Source organism: Pseudomonas sp. TE3644 (assembly GCF_056278815.1).
This window is the reverse complement of the sequence record NZ_JBWBQF010000001.1, coordinates 5,018,413-5,038,329: the sequence shown is the minus strand read 5'-3', so window position 1 is coordinate 5,038,329 and position 19,917 is coordinate 5,018,413. Positions and strand designations below refer to the sequence as shown.

Genomic DNA, 19,917 nt, shown 5'->3' with positions numbered 1-19,917 from the left:
GGGCCACAGCGAACAAATCTGCAAATCAGCTATAACTGCAACGACCGTGTCGGCACCGGCGATTTGCAGCCGCTGCCGATAGGCTGCGCTGGCCATTGAGTACACTGAAAATCTGCAGCGTGGATCAAGGCCAGCGCAGCCTGACGGCAGCGGCTACAGAGTCATCGTGACAGTGGCGCGAGCCAGCGCCCTCCAACCGAGTGGCACCGCATTCACGAATGCTGCCCCAGAAGCCTCTTCGCCTCATACTCCGGAATGCCATGCCTACGCACCGCACAAGCCACACAACCATTTCTAATGCTGATTTGCCGCTCAAGTCTCCTCGCAGCCTTGACCTTGGCAAGCAGGCGAATGGCGAACGCAAGGCCGGCGAATATTTCTGCGGTCAATAAGGCCGAAATCTCTCGCTGGTCAGCAATTCTGCCTTCATGCCCGTCGCTGAACGGCGGCAGAAGGATCTGGCACAACACATCCAGCCGATTGCTGGTGAAGTCCTTGGTGGTGAAGGGAGCAAGCTTTTCTGCGGAGCTGCAATCCGCTAGCGTCAACGGTGCTGCCCCTATTTCCAGATACACCTGGTTTTTTGCGACATAAAAGCTGGGGCCGTTCTGCTTGAAGTGCATCAGCACAAAAGGATTTGCAATGAGCAGCGTTGAGGCGATGGTCAGCAGGAAAAGCGTGATCACGCACACCCGCAGCAAGGTAAATATGTTCTGCGTCGTCAGGTAGGTCCTCAGCCGAATATCCGCGAAATCATCCCAATTAATGATGCTTCTCGACAGGGACACATCGTCGATAGGCAGTTGATGCTGGGTGATCCATTTTTCCGCCCGCTCAGCGTCCGAGAAGCTTTTTACTGGAATGTTGAATTCAAATCGGAAGAACTCAAGTTCTCTGGCGCGCTTGCGCATTTTCTCAAAACGGGGATCGTCGAACGTTTGTTTGCCGTCAAAAAATCTCCAGACTCGGTCCCTCAAAAAGAAAAAAGAGCCTGAGCGGCGGTAGATATAAATCATGGCCATCGCCATGATCACCCCGCCCAGAATAGAGGTCACCACCGCCCAGTTCTGAAAAGTGAAGGTCAGGAGCGTCGAGGTTTCTGCGTTTTTCATCGAAGGCAAAAGTCCATTTCATATCGCGGGTGCGGCCCACGCCTCGGGGGCTGGACGTTCGTAGCGGCGAGCAGTCTTTACCAATACTGGCGATTTGGCTACCGTGCTAGGAATTTTCCTACAAGGACGTTCCGCAATGCCTCCGCTCAACCAAATTTTCTTCGGCCCGCCAGGCACCGGGAAAACCTACGCGACCATTGCGGCCACTCTCGAAATCCTCGACCCCGTTCATCTGAAGGCCAACGCCCAAAACCGCGAAGCCCTGAAAAAACGCTTCGACTACCTAGTAGCCCAAGGCGACGTCCGCTTCGTCACCTTCCACCAAAGCTTCAGCTACGAAGACTTCGTAGAAGGCCTACGCGCCGACACCGACGACAGCGGCCAGCTCCGTTACACCGTCGTTCCAGGCGTGTTCAAAACCCTATGCCGACCGGACCAACCCAAGTACCGCGCTTTCCAGATTGGCGACACCTACGGCACTGGTTACAAGGTCATCTACGCATCCCACGACGTCGTAGAGCTAGAAAAGCCCAAAGGCAATCACCTGGAAATCGGCATGGGCATGCTCAATGGCCTGGCCAAAGCCGTAGCCTCAAACCAACTGACCATCAACGACCTGCGAAACCAAACCTGGGACAGCAAACTCCCGAACTCAACGTTCGATCCGTTCTTGGTCAACGGCTACAAAAACTTCCTGCCGTCCATGGTTGAACACATGATCGGGGCACAGGAAGCCGGTCTCTTCGAGCAGGACCAAGTGAAAGCCAGCGACACTCCCAAGGTCCTGATCATCGATGAGATCAACCGCGGCAACGTATCGCGCATATTCGGTGAGCTCATCACTCTCATCGAACCCTCCAAGCGCGCCGGGAATTCCGAAGCGTTGGAAATCACGCTGCCCTATTCCAAAGAGCGCTTCAGCGTCCCGAACAACTTGTATCTCATCGGCACCATGAACACCGCTGACCGTTCGCTGGCATCGATGGATATCGCGCTGCGCCGCCGCTTTAGCTTCATTGAGGTTCCGCCCAATCCAGACCTACTGGGGAAAATAGCAGTAGAGGGTGTTGAGATTGATGAACTACTAAGCGTCATGAACGCTCGTATTGCCGCTTTGCTTGATCGCGATCACTGCCTTGGCCACGCCTACTTCATCCCACTAAAAGATGAACCAACCTTGGCGCGCCTTGCGGAGATATTCAAACAGCAGATCTTGCCCCTGCTGCAGGAGTACTTCTTTGAAGACTGGCAGCGAATCCAGTGGGTGCTCAACGACCAGCGAAAACCAGTGGAGCACCGCTTCTTGCTGCAGCCGAGCCAGGACCTCAACGTGCTGTTCGGTGACGCCGTCGTGGTCAACCAAAACAACGAGCGCTGGGATATCAATGCGCAGGCTTTTGAGCGTGTTGAATCCTACCTAGGCATCATCGATCACACCGCTAAAGCGTCCGTACCTCCCAAGTACGAGGCTAAGGAGAAGCAGTGGGGGGATGTAGTACTACGCCAATCCACCTCAGGCGCTGTCGAGCTGCTGCGTAACGGCCAAGTGATTGATGCCAGACCGGTACTGGAAGAGATCGCGAAGGAGCACGATATCTCACTGCTGACATCCACCGGCACCCCGCAAACCACTCGCCGGTTAGGCAGGAAGATCATCAGCTACTTGATCGAGCAAGCGCCGTGAGCATGACTGTCACCGTGCGTGAATACGCCCGGTTGACCACCAGTCACGTCGAGCACCCGACCTTGGACTTCGCCCAAATCAGTGCCTCAGCGTTCGACTGGCTATGCGAGCTCAATGCCGGATTCACCCAGGGCGGCGCAGCTCTGGTACAACTCCAAGACCGACGTTGCCTGAAACTCGACAACTACGTCGGCGCCTTGGAAAGCCCCTGCGGCACCCGCATCGAGATACTGCCCAAACACTTCGAACAGGGCGACTGCATACAGCAGAGTCGGGCGCTGCTGCGCCGCATGATCCAAGCCTCGTTGAAGCTACCGACTCGGCAGGTTGGCGCTACCTCACTGCAGCGTTTTGATGCGCCCCTGACTGAATGGGTGATGGCGCGGTTTCTTGATGCGCTGGATCATTTGATCAAGCGAGGCATCCGGTTCGATTACCAACGCATCGAAGAAGAACAGCCATTCCTACGCGGACAACTGAATACCGCCCGCCAGGTAAGACAGTCACCGGCGCGCCAACACCACTTTCAAATTCGTCATGACGTGTTCTTGCCGGATCGACCCGAAAACCGACTGCTCAAGACGGCGCTGGAAATCGTCTGCAAGACAACCCAAGACCCCACTAGCTGGCGCCTATCCCACGAACTGCGCACCGTGCTGCTGGAGGTATCGAGCAGCCGGGACACGGCCCAGGACTTCAAACAGTGGCGTAATGATCGGCTGATGGCCCACTACCAACCGGTCAAACCGTGGGTTGAGTTGATCATTCAACAACAGACGCCATTGGCGGTTGCGGGCGAGTGGCGGGGGATGAGCCTATTGTTCCCGATGGAGCGTTTGTTTGAGAACTACGTAGCGGCTTGCTTGCGGGACACGTTGGTGCCAGGCGCTACCGTGAGAACGCAGGTGACGGGTGAGCATCTTTGCTTGCATCGGGACAGGCATGTTTTCCAGTTGCGGCCTGACTTGATGGCCGAACTGGCCGGCAAGCGTTGGGTGATGGATACCAAGTGGAAGCGGCTGGATGGAGAGCTGGTGGGCAAACACTATGGGATCAGCCAGGCGGACATTTACCAGATGTTTGCGTATGGGCATAAGTACCTGGAGGGGGAAGGGGACCTGGTGCTGATCTATCCGCGGCGGGCTGGGTTTCAGCAGGCCTTGCCGGTTTTTGAATATGCCGCGGGGCTGAGGCTGTGGGTGGTGCCGTTTGATTTGGAGCTGGGGCGATTGGTGGCTGGCGAGGTGGTCAGCGTGCCGTTTCAAAGTAGGCATTGAGCATTACGTGGTATCGGACTGCTCTGACATGGAGGCCTGAGGGCAGACCTCCATGTGGATCGGCTAGCGCCCGATCAGCTTGCCGACGAACTGTCGCCAGCGTGAGGGGAGTGGGCGTGGGCCAGATTGTGCGAGGTGAGGGTGAGTCAGAATCTCGGGTACGTCCCGGAGGTGAATCCAGGGCTCGCTTTGCCAATGCAGCATGCTGAGGGACAAGTTCGCCCAGCGTAGAAGGCTAAGGCTTGGGGCGTGAGTGTCGTGGTCAGCACGCTCGTCGCGCATCACGGCGATGACTTCGTGGGTTAGCCAGCGTCGCAGGCTGCGGTTTTCTGGGATGAAGTGGTGGACCAGGGTCATGTAGACGGCGGATTCGCTGATCATGACGGTGGGCTGGATTTCACCGTTGTAGAGTAGGGAGAGGGTGCGGGTTTGGTCGGGGTCTAGCTTGCGGAGGGCGTGGGATTCGAGGTGCCGACCGATGAGTCGGCCTAGGTCTCGGGCGGAGAACCAGATTTGGGATTCTAGCCAGAGGGCGTGGAGCGGGCGGTTGTGGCGGGTGAAGACGATTGGTATGCGCGGAGCGTCGTTGGATTGGTTTACTCGTCCGTCGTCGGGCCTTCGGTGGCTGCCGGTTTCGTTGGTTGACATGTCCATTTACCTCTACTTGATAGCTTTCTTAGGGCTAGGTGTCGGGGGTTAAGAAACCTCAAGTAGAAGGCCGGACGTATTCCCCTTGCGGGTCTTGTATTAGTCCACCCCCGACGTAGCAGAGCTTTTGAGACGTGCAGCCGGGGGCCGCAGGCACAAAATACCGCATTTTCGGGAGCGGGTTGGCCGCTACTTGAGGCGTTTCTTAGGCGCGAAACTAGGGTAAATGTTGCATCTGTCGGGCACAATCATACCGGTGTACGAGCTTTCCGAAAGTTGTTGCAGGACGTAACAGTCAGCTGTATTCAGTAGATATCAAGGTTGTCTTCAGTGCTATTGTTTTGACTGAATTGATATTAGATTTCAGAAATGGTAGTGGTGATCTTGTCGGCTTTTTTTTTGTTTCGAATTATGATTATTCAAACTGTGTCGTCAAATTTTGCAGGAGGCATCGGTGGCTTTTGACAAAGGAATAAGTTTTGAGAATGCACTGTCACATTGGAGCAAAAAACACAGCGTTTCCAATGACTTTGAGCTTGAGCTAAAAGCAAAAGCTCTTGAGCTAGCCATAGCCTGCATCAATGATGGGAGCCTGCGCTCTCTAGATGGGGTGGACTCGCCTTTGTCTCAGGTAATCAAGAAGCTGCATGGGGTCCATCTAATTGAAATGAACTCGGGTTGGGTTGAAACCTCCCAGGATTGGTGCTGCCCCTGTTGCGGTCGCAGCAAACTCAATATTTCTAGGGTTGGGGCCAAGAATCAGATATTGGCCAAGCTTGTTATCCATCATGATCATATGGAGGATGCTTTGAAAGCTGCTTTTTATAAGGCCTTCATAAACTCCGGCGTATCTGAGGGTACCCGGACAGGCCTGGCTTTCATTGAGCGAATGGCTCCTGCATTCTCCGCGTATCCTCCGGTTTTGATTTGCGAGGATTGCAACAATGTTGATGGTAAAGCGAAGCTAATTCTGCGGAGTGCTAGTTGCAGCAATAATTATTTCTCTTTTTCGATATTTCAGTTGAGAAAGTTTATAGTGGTGTCCGATAATTGTGCGCATAAGATTGACGAGTCAAAGCTTTTTGAAGTGTGGGGTGACGTAAAGAATTCTTATGTTTCAAGAATGAAGCTGATATATCAGGTCGCTTTGGCAGCGGCTACGCAAGACTATTGGTATGAAAGATACCCAGAAGGGTTTGTGCCCATTCCAACGCTTTCGAATGGACACGGAAAATGGGGAGGGCTAGACAGGGTTTCCGGGGAAGAACTCAGCAAGTACATGCGGAAAAAATCAATCCAGCACCAGACGAATTTTTTGCGGTGGCGTACGGAAAGCAGAAAGTCGGGGAAGCAGCCGCCAGTTAATTTTTTATCTGTACTAATGTCTCGGCCCGGTTGTGCGACGATGTGGAATAGTTTACCCGATGGTTGGAAATGTTCGATATGCTGTCGGGGGAAGTTTGAAGTGGTGAGTTTTGAGAACGAGCGTGTAAGCTTTCAAACGCACACTCCAACTCAAAGAAGTGTTATGTGGAAAGGTATCGGGGTGATTTGTATGTCTTGTTGTAGTGTGGTTAAAGCTATGAGGCTTGAGCTTTGGAAGGGTAATGGTTGTCCGGAGAAAACCACGTTTGACTATATATCACCATGCGAGCTTAGAGGGATAATTATTTCGAGGCCTCATTCTAGTCACTTGGTTAAAGCTCAAGAGGCCCGTGCGCTCGTAAAGCTGCGTATTGAAGAGTGTTTCAGATGAGTGCTGCCGTACATGTTGGGAATTAAAAAAGCCCCTTGCTGGGGGCTTTTTTAAGTTGGATTGGGTTGTAAGGTGGAAGTCAGTCCCAGCTCAACGCTCCACCAGTCTGATACTCAATAACCCGAGTCTCAAAGAAGTTCTTCTCCTTCTTCAAGTCCATAATCTCACTCATCCAAGGGAACGGGTTAGTAGTCCCTGGATACTCTTCCTTCAACCCAATCTGCGACAGGCGACGGTTGGCAATAAACTTCAGGTAATCTTCCATCATCGCCGCATTCATCCCCAGCACGCCACGAGGCATGGTGTCACGCGCGTATTCGATCTCCAGTTGAGTACCCTGCAGAATCATCTGCGAAGCTTCTTCCTTCAGTTCGGCATCCCACAGGTGCGGGTTTTCGATCTTGATCTGGTTGATCACGTCGATACCGAAGTTCAGGTGCATCGACTCGTCGCGCAGGATGTACTGGAACTGCTCGGCTACGCCGGTCATTTTGTTGCGGCGGCCCATGGACAGGATCTGGGTGAAGCCGCAGTAGAAGAAGATGCCTTCCAGTACGCAGTAGTAGGCGATCAGGTTGCGCAGCAGTTCTTTGTCGGTCTCTGGGGTGCCGGTGTTGAATTCCGGGTCAGAGATGGCGCGGGTGTATTTCAGGCCCCAGGCTGCCTTTTTGGCGACCGATGGGATCTCGTGGTACATGTTGAAGATTTCGCCTTCGTCCATGCCCAGCGATTCGATGCAGTACTGGTAGGCGTGGGTGTGGATCGCTTCTTCGAAGGCCTGGCGCAGGATGTACTGGCGGCACTCCGGGTTGGTGATCAGGCGGTACACGGCCAGGGCCAGGTTGTTGGCTACCAGGGAGTCGGCGGTGCTGAAGAAGCCCAGGTTGCGCATGACGATGCGGCGCTCGTCGTCGGTCAGGCCTTCCGGGTTACGCCAGGTGGCGATGTCGGCGGTCATGTTGACTTCTTGCGGCATCCAGTGGTTGGCGCAGCCGTCCAGGTACTTTTGCCAGGCCCAGTCGTACTTGAAAGGTACGAGTTGGTTGAGGTCGGCGCGGCAGTTGATCATGCGCTTTTCGTCAACGGCGACGCGGGCGGCGGAGCCTTCCAGCTCGGCCAGGCCTTCGGCGACGTCGAGTTTGTCGAGGGCGGCTTTGGCGCGGGCTACGGCGGCGGAGTCGTTGGCGGTGACGGCGCGGGCTTCCTGGGCAGCACCGGCACCGGCGCTGTCGAGTTTGTCCATGGCAGCTTCAGCGGCGTGGCCGGCGTTGGCGCCTTTGGCGGGTTGCGCGTCGTCTTCTTTGTCGAATTCGTCCCAGCTCAGCATGGTGATGAAGGCTCCTGCTTGGGTCTGCCCGCGGGCGACCGGATGGATTTTAAGATGAGGTTGCCATTGGCCGTGTAGCGCACGAAGGCTCGACGGACGGCATTTCTAAGGTGTTCGGATTTGCCCGGTTGCCGCGTTTTGTGGCGACCGCTGCGGATGATCGGAATCAGCAGTGACGCTTGCGGTGGACGGCAGGGTTGAGGCCGAAATCAGGTACGCAAGTCATCATGGTTTTTGCCCTGTGTGGGGGACGCGATTATACGGAATATTGCAGCGTCCGTGTTCATCGTAGCGCAATCAATTCGCTATTTTGGGTGGGCTTTTTGGAGCCCCTGGTTTGCAAACGGGTGTTGACCGCTTACGCAGGTGAATCGCGTATGTGGTGTTGGTTGTGGTTTGCAGGCACTAAATATAGTGTTTTGGGGGCGGGTTCGCAAGGATGATTGCGAGAAGTTTCTGGGGGTGTGGCGTTAGGGCGCGGTGGGGTTGCAGAGTGGGGGCGAGCAAGGCTTCTGGATCGATGGTTTGATGCGCGGGATGTGGGCGCGCGAAGGGTGAGTCAAGACTGGTTACAACCTGGGCAGGGGAGCTGCGGCGTTTGATGCGACTGACGCTGTATGCTCCTGGTGGTATTGCCATGCGGGGCATTACCAGCTAGTGCAGGTCGACGGCCTGCAGAGAGATCATTCGGGCTGCACAAAGGAAAACGGCCGCTTGCGCGGCCGTTTCCTCTTTTGCGTCTTGGCGTCTGGCGTCCGTCCGAGGAGGGTGCTGCCAACCGTTGAGCCCAAGCGCTTACAAGGAAAGCTTAACACGCATGCTGGATCAGGACAAAGCCGATGGGCTGGTTACCTTGGCGCGCCTTCAGGCGCTGTCATACCCGCGCTTGCGCAATTACCGATCATTTTTTCGAGCGCTCGACAATGCTCAGGTGTTGGGGGTGTACGAATGGAATGAGCATTTGAGTGGTGCGCTCTTTCGCACCATTTCGCTAATCGAAGTGGTGATGCGCAATCGATTTCATCATGCGATGAGCCAGCGTTATGGTGTGTTAGGCGGCCTCGGATCGAAAGATTGGTATGCCCACGTCGATCTGAATCCGTTGTCGGTTTCCAAGGTTTTGAAGGTTACCCACTATCGACGGGGTAGGCAGATGTTACCTAGGGTCCCGGTGCCCAGCCCTGACGATGTGATCTCCAAATTGACCTTCGGATTCTGGCCACACCTGCTGGACCTGGAAGCGGATTTGCACGGGCAGCCCATAGACTGGGGGGCAGTGCTGGTCGAAGTGTTGCCCGGTCACCGGCAGCGCCAGGCAACTTATTGGGCCAAGCCCAGACATCGGGATGCGCTGTTCGCTCGCTTGGATCTGTGTAATGAGTTAAGAAATCGAATTGCTCATCATGAGCCGGTTTGGAAGCTCGGTCCGCTGCTGGCAGAGGCCCGATCGCGTCGTGGCAGCCGAGTGACGGTCGAGGCCGGGGCGCCTTTGAATCCACTGGAAGCGCTGGATCGCTTGCGGTTGATTTATGAGCGCTTGGTGGAACTGTTGAGGTGGCTGTGCCCAGACAGTGCTCGGCTGTACCAAATGACCGAATTGCACGTGAAGTGCTTAAGCTTATTGCGTCCTGAATCGGTTAGAAGCTTTCAGTATTCTCGGCTGGGCGGGGTAATTGAGCTGGGCTCGGGTATGGATCGCCGCGCTTTGCGTAAAGCATTCAAATATGCGGCTCGTAGAAAACAGCCCGTCATCATTCGAGATGGGCATCGATTGATTGGTCATTTGACTTGCCTAGGGAGCTGAGTTCAGCGGTGTTTGGGTAGGCCAGCGCAGCCTGACGGCAGCGGCTACGGGGTTTGGCTTTTTTCGGATGGGTGTGGCGGCTGGCCTCTCGCGAGCAAGCTCAGGGCAGCAAGTCCCTGAGGTATTCGTTGGCTTCCCGCACGATGAAGCGCTCTGGAGTGAACAGCCATGGCCCGTACCAGTCACGGGCGTCACGGTAACCCGGGTGCGTGGAGTCGAACATTGCGGCGCGGAAGTCTTCGTAGCCGGGTGGGCCGCCCACGTCTTCCGGCGGGCAGGCGTTGGCGCCGTCGATGCAGTAGGGCACGCGCTTGCGGGGTGGGGCGGAAATGGTTGCTTCGACGGTGATGCGGTGTTCCCAGCCGTCGCCGAAATCGTACAGATACTCGAAAGCCAGTTCGCCGTTCAAGGTTTTGAGCAGGGTTTTGCGGGCTTGAGGCTTTATGGGCAGGTAGCCGTCGGGGATGCCGTAGTGCTCGCCAGCGATGAGGTACTGATGCTGATGGCTGTTTTCCCACCCCATGGTGAGCTGGATGACGTGATGCAGCTTGGTCAGTGTGATGTTTTCCGGTACGGCCACGCGGCGCCAGATTGCAGGTTCAATGCCCAGCAGCTCTATGTGCAGGATCAGTAGATTGGGCTTCTTGGGAGCAGCAGGTTTGGCCATGGGTAGGTAAGCCTTGGTGCGTTTTGTGTTCTGGAATGAAAAAAGCCAACCTGCACCCTGAGGTGAGGTTGGCTTTTTCGAGGCTAGCGGGTTACCCGTTATCAGGCAACCCGATCAGCCCTTATTGGCAAGCTTCGCAATCCGGCTCGTCAATCGCGCAAGCCTTGGGCACTGGCGCTGGACCCGCTGCCTGGACAGGTGCGCTGTCACCACCGCTCGACACGGCGTTCAGTTTGCCGGTGTTGATGGTGGATTTCTCGGTGCTGGTTGCAGCCAGGGCACGGAGGTAGTAGGTGGTTTTCAGGCCACGGTACCACGCCATGCGGTAGGTGACGTCCAGTTTCTTGCCCGAGGCGCCGGCGATGTACAGGTTCAGCGACTGAGCCTGGTCGATCCACTTCTGGCGACGGCTTGCTGCGTCGACGATCCACTTGGTGTCCACTTCGAAGGCGGTCGCGTAGAGGTCTTTGAGCTCTTGCGGGATGCGCTCGATCTGTTGCACCGAACCGTCGTAGTACTTCAGGTCGTTGATCATGACCGAGTCCCACAGGCCACGGGCTTTGAGGTCGTGTACCAGGTACGGGTTGATCACGGTGAATTCGCCCGACAGGTTCGATTTCACGTACAGGTTCTGGTAGGTCGGTTCGATCGACTGCGATACGCCAGTGATGTTGGCGATGGTGGCGGTCGGTGCGATGGCCATGATGTTCGAGTTACGGATGCCTTTCTGAACGCGGGCACGGACCGGGGCCCAGTCCAGGGTTTCGTTCAGGTCGACGTCGATGTACTTCTGGCCACGGGCTTCGATCAGGATCTGTTGCGAGTCCAGTGGCAGGATGCCTTTGGACCACAGCGAACCCTGGAAGGTCTCGTAGGCGCCGCGCTCGTCGGCCAGGTCGCAAGAGGCCTGGATGGCGAAGTAGCTGACCGCTTCCATCGACTTGTCGGCGAACTCGACGGCAGCGTCGGAGCCGTACGGGATGTGCTGCAGGTACAGCGCGTCCTGGAAGCCCATGATGCCCAGGCCGACAGGGCGGTGCTTGAAGTTCGAGTTCTTGGCTTGTGGCACCGAGTAGTAGTTGATGTCGATAACGTTATCGAGCATGCGAACGGCGGTGTTCACGGTGCGCTGCAGCTTGGCGGTGTCCAGCTTGCCGTCCACGATGTGGTTCGGCAGGTTGATGGAGCCCAGGTTGCAGACAGCGATCTCGTCCTTGTTGGTGTTCAAGGTGATTTCGGTGCACAGGTTGGAGCTGTGGACCACGCCTACGTGCTGCTGTGGCGAACGCAGGTTGCATGGGTCCTTGAAGGTCAACCATGGGTGGCCGGTTTCGAACAGCATCGACAGCATTTTACGCCACAGGTCTTTGGCCTGGATGGTTTTGAACACCTTGATCTTGTTGTACTCGGTCAGGGCTTCGTAGTACTCGTAGCGCTCTTCGAAGGCCTTGCCGGTCAGGTCGTGCAGGTCCGGTACTTCGTTTGGCGAGAACAGGGTCCACTTGCCGTCATCGAAGACACGCTTCATGAACAGGTCAGGGATCCAGTTGGCGGTGTTCATGTCGTGGGTACGACGACGGTCATCACCGGTGTTCTTGCGCAGTTCGATGAATTCTTCGATGTCCAGGTGCCAGGTTTCCAGGTAGGCACACACAGCGCCTTTGCGCTTGCCACCCTGGTTCACGGCTACGGCGGTGTCGTTCACTACTTTCAGGAACGGAACCACGCCTTGCGATTTGCCGTTGGTGCCCTTGATGTACGAACCCAGTGCACGGACCGGGGTCCAGTCGTTGCCCAGGCCGCCGGCGAATTTGGACAGCATGGCGTTGTCGTGGATGGCGTGGTAGATGCCCGACAGGTCATCCGGCACGGTGGTCAGGTAGCAGCTGGACAGCTGTGGACGCAGGGTACCGGCGTTGAACAGGGTCGGGGTCGACGCCATGTAGTCGAACGACGACAGCAGGTTGTAGAACTCGATTGCACGGTCTTCTTTCTGCTTCTCTTCGATGGCCAGGCCCATGGCCACGCGCATGAAGAAGATCTGCGGCAGTTCGAAGCGCACGCCATCCTTGTGGATGAAGTAACGGTCGTACAGGGTTTGCAGGCCCAGGTAGGTGAATTGCTGGTCGCGCTCGTGGTTGATCGCCTTGCCCAGTTTTTCCAGGTCGAAGGTGGCCAGCACAGGGTTCAGCAGTTCGAACTGGATGCCTTTTGCTACGTAGGCAGGCAGTGCCTTGGCGTACAGGTCGGCCATTTCGTGGTGGGTGGCGCTGTCGGCCACTTCCAGGAAGCCCAGGCCTTCGGCGCGCAGGGTGTCCATCAGCAGGCGGGCGGTGACGAACGAGTAGTTCGGCTCACGCTCTACCAGGGTACGGGCGGTCATCACCAGGGCGGTGTTGACGTCTTTCAGGGCCACGCCGTCGTACAGGTTTTTCAGGGTTTCGCGCTGGATCAGGTCGCCGTCGACTTCGGCCAGGCCTTCGCACGCTTCGGTGATGATGGTGTTCAGGCGGCCCATGTCCAGCGGCGCCAGGGTGCCGTCGGCCAGGGTGATGCGGATGCTTGGGTGGGCAACTACCGGGGTTTCGGCGGTAGTGCGGGTGGCGCGCTCCTTGGAGCGGGCGTCGCGGTAGATCACGTAGTCGCGGGCTACTTTCTGCTCGCCGGCACGCATCAGGGCCAGTTCAACCTGGTCCTGGATTTCTTCGATGTGGATGGTGCCGCCCGAAGGCATGCGACGCTTGAAGGTGGCGGTGACTTGTTCGGTCAGGCGCGCCACGGTGTCGTGGATGCGCGACGAAGCGGCAGCGGTGCCGCCTTCAACTGCGAGGAATGCCTTGGTGATGGCGACGGTGATTTTGTCGTCGGTGTAAGCAACGACGGTGCCGTTACGCTTGATCACGCGCAGCTGGCCCGGTGCGGTGGCGTTCAGATCCTGATTGGATTCTGTAGCCTGGGGCGCCTTTCCGGTCGGGTTCTCGCGAGTTGTGTCAGTTTGCATCAGTGTCTCCATGCTCAGGGGAAGGGGGCGCTTGGTCCCCCCTGACAAATAGGTTTTCCCACGTCATGGAAACCTGGGGTTCCGGCACGACATGTGGGTAAAGCTCAAGGGAAAAAAATGGAAAAACAGAAAAATAAATAAAAAAACAGGCTTGAGATTAGTCCAGAAAATATGGTTGGCAAATCAGCCAAAACCCAACATGTAGTGGTTTCTCGCGCGGGCGATACAAGATAGAGCGGGTAGGGGCGGATTGCAACTGCATGCTTCTGTGGATAAGTTGTGAGTAAATTGTGAGAGAAAGCCTACGGCCCGCGCCGTACGGTTTCCTACGACTTTGGACCATTTGTCGACTAAAAAAATGGCCCCGATTTTTTGCGGGCGCGCACCCTAACACAAAAAAACACAGGCACCGAGGCGTTTTTGGCATGCTGTTGTTTCGCGCGCCCGCTGGTGTCCCTGGGCGCCCTCGGGAGTCTTGATGAATCACCCATGGGCCAGCGGCCCTTACGCCTCTTTTCTGCAAGGTTTGCTGCCGGTGGACGACCCGCGCCCGGCGCAGTCGCTGCACGATGCCTTGCACCCTGAGCAACTGGATGCGGCCTTGCTGCGCATTTACGGTCAGCCGCTGTTCGATGAGCAGAAGCCGGTGTTGGTTTCCCAGTGGTCGAAGTATTTTTTCATGCATTGGCTGCCGGCGATTCTGGTGACGCAGTTGGTGCATGGCTGGTACCTGCCGTTGCAGCTGGACCAGGTGGGGCTGGTGCTCAATGAGCGCGGCTTGCCGTTGGCGGTGAAGCTGCTGGAGGAGGGCGAGCCGGGGGATGCCGACGAGTCGCTGGAGCCGGTGGTGCAGGCCAGCCTGTGGCCGTTCATCGAGCGGCTGAGCGCGTATGGCGAGGTGCCGGCGGCGGTGCTGTGGGGCAATGCCGGGGATTACCTGGAGCAGGCCACGGTGCGCTTGCAGGCGCTGGGGGTGGCGGTGGGGCCGGCGTTGGCGTTGCTGCATTCGCGCAAGGCGGCGGATGGGCGCAGCAACCCTTTATATGAGCCGACAAGGTATTTGCCGGATGGCAAGCGGCAGCGGCGCAGTTGCTGCCTGGCGTACAAGGTGGGGTGGGTGGGGCATTGTGAGCATTGCCCGTTGTTGCCCGTCGCCTGATGCCTGTAATTGGATGGACTCGCCCAAGCCGAGGCGTCAATGCGCCACGGTGGCAGTCTAAACAGCCAACGACAGCGAGGGCGAGTCCATGAAAAAGCATACTTCGATTGATCAATCCTTGTCTTCCGCCAATTTGTCGGTCTGCACGACCGTGGCGGTCGATCTGGCCAAACATGTCTTCCAGGTTGCCGGCGAAGACGCTCTAGGCCAGGTGCACTACGAACAGCGCCTCAAGTCGCGCGAAGCGTTCTACGAATTCCTTCAACAACTGGCACCCCACGTCATAGTCTTGATGGAGACGGGGCCAGGTGCGCAAGCCTGGGCGCGACAGCTGCAGGAGCAGGGCGTCGAGGCTCGGATTCTGCCGGCCAAGCTGGTGACAGCACACCGCACAGGGCCTAAAAACGATCGCAACGATGCGTTGGCGATTTTGCGGGCCGGTCGTGACGAGAAAATCTGCGCAGTACCGATCAAGAGCGTCGCGGCGCTTGCCATGCAGGCATTGCATCGTGCCCGCCAGGGCTATGTGCGCCGCCGCACCGCATTGAGTAATCAGATGCGCGGCCTGCTGCTTGAGCACGGCGTGGTCCTGGCTCAAGGTGATGTCGCCATCAGCCAGAGAGTTCCACGAGTATTGGAGGATGCCACTCAACCAGTGCCGGCCATGTTGCGCGAGTTGATCGATGAACTGCTCGCGGAATGGCGCTTTTTGGGCGAGCGCATTGCGGTGTTGACGGGCCGTCTGGCAGCAGCGGCAAACGCCGACAGCACGGCCAAGCGGCTGATGAGCGTGCGCGGTATCGGTCCGGTGACCGCCACGGCGTTGGTAGCCAAGGAAACCCAGCCCGAACGGTTCCCCAATGCACGCAAGTTCGCGGCCTACTTTGGCCTGGTTCCCGACCAACACAGCAGCGGTAATAAAGTTCGCCTGGGCGGTATGAGCAAGCGAGGCGATTCATATCTGCGCAGCCTGATGATCCAGGGCGCACACGCAGTGCTGCAGCAACTGCGACCTGATTCCGAGCAACCCGATGACCGCCGATTACTGCGTTGGATGAACCGCCTGGGCCGCAAGCAGGCTGCGGTCCGGTTGGCCAATCGCAACCTGCGTATCGTTTGGGTGCTTCTACAGAATGACCAGACTTATCGTCGACAGCCTGGCAGCGGCCAGCCAGCGATGATGAGCCACTGATCCACCGAGTTCTGCCACCGAGGTAACGACTGTCCAACCCTGTGCTGAAAAACATTGACCCCAGATAGGATCGGCGTGGATTGATGCCTAAGCGGCTAGCGGCCTTCGAGGCCTGACTGTAATCGGCATACCACGAGCTCTTCCAATGTCGGCCAGAGGCCCAAAGCGGCTTCCTTGAATAGGCCTAATACATAGATGCAACGGGCGACAGTTTTTCAAAAGCGGGTAGACAGGAGGGGCGAGTCCATACATAGCCGCTGCCGCCAGGCTGCGCTGGCCAGAGTGAACCCTGAAGATCTCCAGCGAGGCACAGGGCCAGCGCAGCCTGGCGGCAGCGGCTACGGGGCGATGGCGATCAGGCTCAGCAAGTGCTCATCCTGCACGCTGAACTGCCCTTCAATCTCAACCCCATGCCCCCACCGCTGCGACAACTCCGTCAACAAGCGCATCCGCACCCGCCCCGTACCGTCCCATTCCACCACCTCGGCATGCTCGAAATAGAAGCGCTTGCCGACGATTGGGTATAGCGCCTTGAACAGGCTTTCCTTGATGGAAAACGTCAGTGTCACGGTCAACGAGACTTGCGCCGGGTCCATGCGCGCCAGTTCGTCGGGCGTGAGGATTTCACCGGCCAGCCGCGTGGCGCGTTCATCGCCCAGCAGGGTTTCCATGTCCAGGCCCAGGCCTTGCCACTCGCTGCCGTGGGCGACGATGGCGCCGGCCCAGCCGGTGGCGTGGGTGATGGAGCCGCTGATGCCTTCAGGCCAGATAGGGGCGCGGTCGTCGCCGATGGCGGGGACGTGATCAAGGCCGGCCAGTTGCTGCAAGGCGCTGCGGGCGCACAGGCGGCCGGCCAGGAATTCGGCCTGGCGCTTGGCGACCGAGCGTTGGATGCTGGCAGGGGGTTGGATGTGGGCGCGCTGGAAGTCGTCCACGGCCAGGGCCTTGGGGTCGAAGCGGTTGCTGGTCAGTACCACGCCGGGCAGGGCGAAGGGCAGGGGCCAGTGGGTGTGGGGGGCGGTGCAGCAGGCGATGGGTGGGTTCATGCTCCTAGTCTGCCATACCCGCCCCGGCCGCTGAACCCCAAACCCCGCACCGTAGCCGCTGCCGTCAGGCTGCGGCTACAGGGTCAGTTGAAGACTTTCTTCAGGAAGGCCTGCATATCCGCCCACGATTTCTCATCCGCTTCCTTGTTATAGCCAATGTCCGGCCCGCCATGATCGCCATGCGCCAACCGATCCGCATCCGGGTTGGTAAACCCATGCTTGGCCCCTGGTTGCACCACAAACTGGTAATTCACCCCGGCCGTCGACATCTCGGTCTTGAAGGCGGCCACGTCCTTGGCCGTGCTCATGCTGTCCAACTCGCCGTGCTCCACCAGGATCGGCGTTTTCACGCTGCCCTTGGTGGCGCGGGTCTTGGCGGCCAGGCCGCCGTGGAAGCTGACCACGCCGGCCAGGGTGGCGCCGTGGCGGGCGGCGTTGAGTACCACGGTGCCGCCGAAGCAGTAACCGATGGCGGCGATTTTCTTCTCGTCGGTTTGCGGTTGCTGTTTGAGCAGCTTCACCCCGGCATCAAAGCGCGCGCTGGACACCTCGGCGTTGGCCGAGGCTTCCTGCATGAAGGCCATGGCGTCTTTGGGGTGTTCGGTGTTTTTGCCGTCGCCGTACATGTCGATGGCCAGGGCGCTGTAGCCCAGGGCGGCGAGGGCGCGGGCGCGGCCCTTGGCGTAGTCGTTCAGGCCCCACCACTCATGCACCACCACCACGCCCGGGCGCGGGCCCTGGATGGCGTCGTCGTAGGCGAAGTAGCCCACCAGCGGCGTGCCCTTGAGGTCTTTGTAATGCAGTTCCTGGGTCTTGATTTCGGCCTGGGCCAGGGTGCTGGCGGCCAGCAGCAGGCACATCAACAATACGCGCATGGGTGTGGTTCCTTGAATAAGCAGTCAGCTGAGCCTAGACCAAAGCTGGTTCAGTCAGGGTTCAGCGCTGCCTGACTAAGCTTGTTACAGGTACACTCTTGGCGCCGCGGCTTGCTTGGGCAAGCGCCGGTGCCGTCATTCGCATGAGGTAATACGGCGTCCCGCAACGCAGGGCACCAATCGGGGAGCACTATGAAACTGCTGGTGGTAGAAGATGAGGCGTTGTTGCGGCACCACTTGTTTACCCGCCTGACCGAGAGCGGTCATGTGGTGGAGGCGGTGGCCAATGCCGAGGAAGCCTTGTATCAGGCCTCGCAGTACAACCACGACCTGGCCGTGGTGGACCTGGGCCTGCCAGGCATGGGCGGCCTGGACCTGATCCGCCGCCTGCGCGCCGAGGGCAAGTCGTTCCCCATCCTGATCCTGACCGCGCGCGGCAACTGGCAGGACAAGGTCGAAGGCCTGGCCACCGGCGCCGACGACTACGTGGTCAAACCCTTCCAGTTCGAAGAGCTGGAGGCGCGCCTCAATGCCTTGCTGCGCCGCTCCAGCGGTTTCATCCAGTCGACCATCGTCGCCGGCCCCCTGCTGCTGGACCTCAACCGCAAGCAGGCCAGCCTGGACGAGCAGCCCCTGGCGCTGACCGCCTACGAATACCGCATCCTGGAATACCTGATGCGTCATCACCAGCAGGTGGTGGCCAAGGACCGCCTGATGGAGCAGCTGTACCCGGACGACGACGAGCGCGACCCGAACGTGATCGAAGTGCTGGTGGGCCGCCTGCGCCGCAAGCTGGAAGGCACCAACGGCTTCAAGCCGATCGAGACCGTGCGCGGCCTGGGCTACCTGTTTACCGAGCGCTGTAAATGATCCGATCGCTGCGCGTACGGTTGATGCTGGCCGCCTTCATTCTGGCGGTGTTGTTCATGCTCGGCCTGTTGCCAGCGTTGCAAAGCACCTTCAGCCTGGCGTTGCGCGAGTCCATCGAGCAGCGCCTGGCCTCGGACGTGACCACGCTGATCTCTGCCGCGCGGGTAGAGAACGGCAAGCTGCAGATGCCCGACCTGCTGCCCGACGAGCGCTTCAACCTGCCCGACAGCCGCCTGCTGGGCTACATCTACGACCGCCAGGGCAACCTGGTGTGGCGTTCGCGGGCCACCACCGAGCAGAGCATCAACTACACGCCGCGCTACGATGGCCTGGGCGCGCAGTTCGCGCACATCCACGAGCACAATGGCGATGAGTTTTTTGTCTACGACGTGGAAGTGAAATTGCTGGGCGGCAAGAACGCGGCCTATAGCATCGTCGCCCTGCAACCGGTGAAAGAGTACAAACAGATTCTGTCCGGGCTGCGCGAGAAGCTGTCGCTGGGCTTCGGCGCCGCGCTGCTGGCCCTGCTGGTGCTGCTGTGGGCGGGCTTGACGTGGGGCTTGCGCGCGCTGCGCCAGTTGAGCTCGGAGCTGGACGAAATCGAGTCCGGCGCGCGTGAAAGCCTCAGCGAAACTCACCCCCGCGAACTGCTGCGCCTGACCGGCTCGCTCAACCGCCTGCTCAGCAGCGAGCGCGAACAGCGCGGCCGTTACCGCGACTCCCTGGGCGACCTGGCCCACAGCCTGAAAACCCCGCTGGCGGTGTTGCAGGGCGTCAGCGAGACCATCGCCCAGCGCCCCGAGAACCTGGAGCAGGCGCGCATCCTGCAAAGCCAGATCGAGCGCATGAGCCAGCAGATCGGCTACCAGTTGCAGCGCGCCAGCCTGCGCAAGAGCGGCCTGGTGCGCCATCAGGTGCTGCTCAAGCCCTTGCTGGACAGCTTGTGCAGCACCCTGGCCAAGGTGTACCGCGAAAAGCGCGTGAACGTGGTGTTCGACATTCCGGAGTTGGCCCAGGTGCCGATGGAAGAGGCGGCGCTGCTGGAGATGCTCGGCAACCTGCTGGAAAACGCCTACCGCCTGTGCCTGGGCGAGGTGAAGGTAAGCCTGGTGTTCGGCGAGTTCGGCACCCAGCTGAGCATCGAGGACGACGGCCCGGGCGTGCCGGAGAGCCAGCGCGCGCGCATCCTGCAACGGGGTGAGCGGCTGGATCGGCAGAATCCGGGGCAGGGGATTGGCTTGGCGGTGGTCAAGGACATCATCGAGAGCTACGACGCCCAGTTGACTCTGGATGACTCGCCCCTGGGCGGGGCGGCGTTTCGGGTGCGCTTCAAACCTTTCTGATTTGCGCTATACCTCAACTAAGTATGTAGCCGCTGCCGAAGGCTGCGCTGGCCCTGTGCCTCGCCGGAGATCTCCCGTGTACGTAAGGGCCAGCGCAGCCTGGCGGCAGCGGCTACAGGCCTGGTCGCAATTGTCGCGGCGGATATCCGCCACATG

General features: G+C 58.6%; 15 protein-coding genes. 8 read left to right on the top strand and 7 right to left on the bottom strand.

Features of this window, described 5'->3' with window-relative positions; genetic code table 11:
* Positions 1-212: 212 nt before the first annotated feature.
* Entirely contained in the window at positions 213-1,112 is a 900-nt protein-coding gene (locus tag ACZ9GA_RS22205) for a DUF6216 family protein (protein WP_457360734.1), read from the bottom strand.
* Positions 1,113-1,248: 136 nt separating this feature from the next.
* Between ACZ9GA_RS22205 and ACZ9GA_RS22200 the strand changes: the two genes are divergently transcribed.
* A complete protein-coding gene (locus ACZ9GA_RS22200; RefSeq protein ID WP_457360735.1) occupies positions 1,249-2,796 on the top strand; it encodes an McrB family protein in 1,548 nt (515 codons plus the stop codon).
* On the top strand, positions 2,793-4,073 hold the full coding sequence (locus tag ACZ9GA_RS22195; protein ID WP_457360736.1) for an McrC family protein: 1,281 nt from the start codon (positions 2,793-2,795) through the stop codon (positions 4,071-4,073). The genes ACZ9GA_RS22200 and ACZ9GA_RS22195 overlap by 4 nt, the downstream gene beginning before the upstream one ends.
* A gap of 63 nt (positions 4,074-4,136) precedes the next feature.
* On the opposite strand, the gene ACZ9GA_RS22190 is transcribed toward ACZ9GA_RS22195, so the two are convergent.
* The gene (locus ACZ9GA_RS22190; RefSeq protein WP_457360737.1) at positions 4,137-4,721 is read right to left on the bottom strand and encodes a BRO-N domain-containing protein; all 585 of its coding nucleotides are present in this window, start codon (positions 4,719-4,721) and stop codon (positions 4,137-4,139) included.
* A 454-nt stretch (positions 4,722-5,175) separates the two neighbouring features.
* Here ACZ9GA_RS22190 and ACZ9GA_RS22185 point away from each other — a divergent pair, with 454 nt between their 5' ends.
* Positions 5,176-6,477, top strand: coding sequence for a hypothetical protein (locus ACZ9GA_RS22185; protein ID WP_457360738.1), 1,302 nt, complete (start codon positions 5,176-5,178; stop codon positions 6,475-6,477).
* A gap of 79 nt (positions 6,478-6,556) precedes the next feature.
* Here ACZ9GA_RS22185 and ACZ9GA_RS22180 read toward each other — a convergent pair whose 3' ends face one another.
* The gene (locus ACZ9GA_RS22180; RefSeq protein ID WP_027977151.1) at positions 6,557-7,804 is read right to left on the bottom strand and encodes a ribonucleotide-diphosphate reductase subunit beta; all 1,248 of its coding nucleotides are present in this window, start codon (positions 7,802-7,804) and stop codon (positions 6,557-6,559) included.
* A gap of 817 nt (positions 7,805-8,621) precedes the next feature.
* On the opposite strand from ACZ9GA_RS22180, the gene ACZ9GA_RS22175 reads away from it, so the two are divergent.
* Positions 8,622-9,608, top strand: a complete 987-nt coding sequence (locus ACZ9GA_RS22175) for a hypothetical protein (RefSeq protein WP_457360739.1) — start codon at positions 8,622-8,624, stop codon at positions 9,606-9,608.
* A gap of 100 nt (positions 9,609-9,708) precedes the next feature.
* On the opposite strand, the gene ACZ9GA_RS22170 is transcribed toward ACZ9GA_RS22175, so the two are convergent.
* Complete coding sequence (locus ACZ9GA_RS22170; protein WP_457360740.1) at positions 9,709-10,275, bottom strand: plasmid pRiA4b ORF-3 family protein; 567 nt, start codon at positions 10,273-10,275, stop codon at positions 9,709-9,711.
* A gap of 121 nt (positions 10,276-10,396) precedes the next feature.
* Entirely contained in the window at positions 10,397-13,276 is a 2,880-nt protein-coding gene (locus tag ACZ9GA_RS22165; protein ID WP_457360741.1) for a ribonucleoside-diphosphate reductase subunit alpha, read from the bottom strand.
* 478 nt (positions 13,277-13,754) lie between these two features.
* On the opposite strand from ACZ9GA_RS22165, the gene fhuF reads away from it, so the two are divergent.
* Together fhuF and ACZ9GA_RS22155 are read left to right on the top strand one after the other, a co-directional pair.
* Positions 13,755-14,435 (top strand): siderophore-iron reductase FhuF, encoded by a 681-nt coding sequence (gene fhuF, locus ACZ9GA_RS22160; RefSeq protein WP_457360742.1) that lies wholly within the window; start codon positions 13,755-13,757, stop codon positions 14,433-14,435.
* 133 nt (positions 14,436-14,568) lie between these two features.
* On the top strand, positions 14,569-15,627 hold the full coding sequence (locus tag ACZ9GA_RS22155; protein ID WP_457363673.1) for an IS110 family RNA-guided transposase: 1,059 nt from the start codon (positions 14,569-14,571) through the stop codon (positions 15,625-15,627).
* Between the two features lie 338 nt (positions 15,628-15,965).
* Here ACZ9GA_RS22155 and ACZ9GA_RS22150 read toward each other — a convergent pair whose 3' ends face one another.
* Complete coding sequence (locus ACZ9GA_RS22150; protein ID WP_457360743.1) at positions 15,966-16,673, bottom strand: 4'-phosphopantetheinyl transferase family protein; 708 nt, start codon at positions 16,671-16,673, stop codon at positions 15,966-15,968.
* 83 nt (positions 16,674-16,756) lie between these two features.
* A complete protein-coding gene (locus ACZ9GA_RS22145) occupies positions 16,757-17,548 on the bottom strand; it encodes a dienelactone hydrolase family protein (protein WP_457360744.1) in 792 nt (263 codons plus the stop codon).
* A gap of 192 nt (positions 17,549-17,740) precedes the next feature.
* On the opposite strand from ACZ9GA_RS22145, the gene ACZ9GA_RS22140 reads away from it, so the two are divergent.
* Together ACZ9GA_RS22140 and ACZ9GA_RS22135 are read left to right on the top strand one after the other, a co-directional pair.
* Complete coding sequence (locus tag ACZ9GA_RS22140; protein ID WP_008365854.1) at positions 17,741-18,418, top strand: response regulator; 678 nt, start codon at positions 17,741-17,743, stop codon at positions 18,416-18,418.
* The gene (locus tag ACZ9GA_RS22135; protein WP_457360745.1) at positions 18,415-19,761 is read left to right on the top strand and encodes an ATP-binding protein; all 1,347 of its coding nucleotides are present in this window, start codon (positions 18,415-18,417) and stop codon (positions 19,759-19,761) included. Before ACZ9GA_RS22140 ends, ACZ9GA_RS22135 begins: the two co-directional genes overlap by 4 nt.
* Positions 19,762-19,917: the final 156 nt, after the last annotated feature.

Excerpts from the sequence above, each read along its gene's own strand:
- ACZ9GA_RS22205 (WP_457360734.1), bottom strand. The coding sequence starts at position 1,112 with ATGAAAAACGCAGAAACCTCGACGCTCCTGACCTTCACTTTTCAGAAC.
- ACZ9GA_RS22200 (WP_457360735.1), top strand. The coding sequence starts at position 1,249 with ATGCCTCCGCTCAACCAAATTTTCTTCGGCCCGCCAGGCACCGGGAAA.
- ACZ9GA_RS22190 (WP_457360737.1), bottom strand. The coding sequence starts at position 4,721 with ATGTCAACCAACGAAACCGGCAGCCACCGAAGGCCCGACGACGGACGA.
- ACZ9GA_RS22180 (WP_027977151.1), bottom strand. The coding sequence starts at position 7,804 with ATGCTGAGCTGGGACGAATTCGACAAAGAAGACGACGCGCAACCCGCC.
- ACZ9GA_RS22175 (WP_457360739.1), top strand. The coding sequence starts at position 8,622 with ATGCTGGATCAGGACAAAGCCGATGGGCTGGTTACCTTGGCGCGCCTT.
- ACZ9GA_RS22170 (WP_457360740.1), bottom strand. The coding sequence starts at position 10,275 with ATGGCCAAACCTGCTGCTCCCAAGAAGCCCAATCTACTGATCCTGCAC.
- ACZ9GA_RS22165 (WP_457360741.1), bottom strand. The coding sequence starts at position 13,276 with ATGCAAACTGACACAACTCGCGAGAACCCGACCGGAAAGGCGCCCCAG.
- fhuF (WP_457360742.1), top strand. The coding sequence starts at position 13,755 with ATGAATCACCCATGGGCCAGCGGCCCTTACGCCTCTTTTCTGCAAGGT.
- ACZ9GA_RS22150 (WP_457360743.1), bottom strand. The coding sequence starts at position 16,673 with ATGAACCCACCCATCGCCTGCTGCACCGCCCCCCACACCCACTGGCCC.
- ACZ9GA_RS22145 (WP_457360744.1), bottom strand. The coding sequence starts at position 17,548 with ATGCGCGTATTGTTGATGTGCCTGCTGCTGGCCGCCAGCACCCTGGCC.
- ACZ9GA_RS22140 (WP_008365854.1), top strand. The coding sequence starts at position 17,741 with ATGAAACTGCTGGTGGTAGAAGATGAGGCGTTGTTGCGGCACCACTTG.
- ACZ9GA_RS22135 (WP_457360745.1), top strand. The coding sequence starts at position 18,415 with ATGATCCGATCGCTGCGCGTACGGTTGATGCTGGCCGCCTTCATTCTG.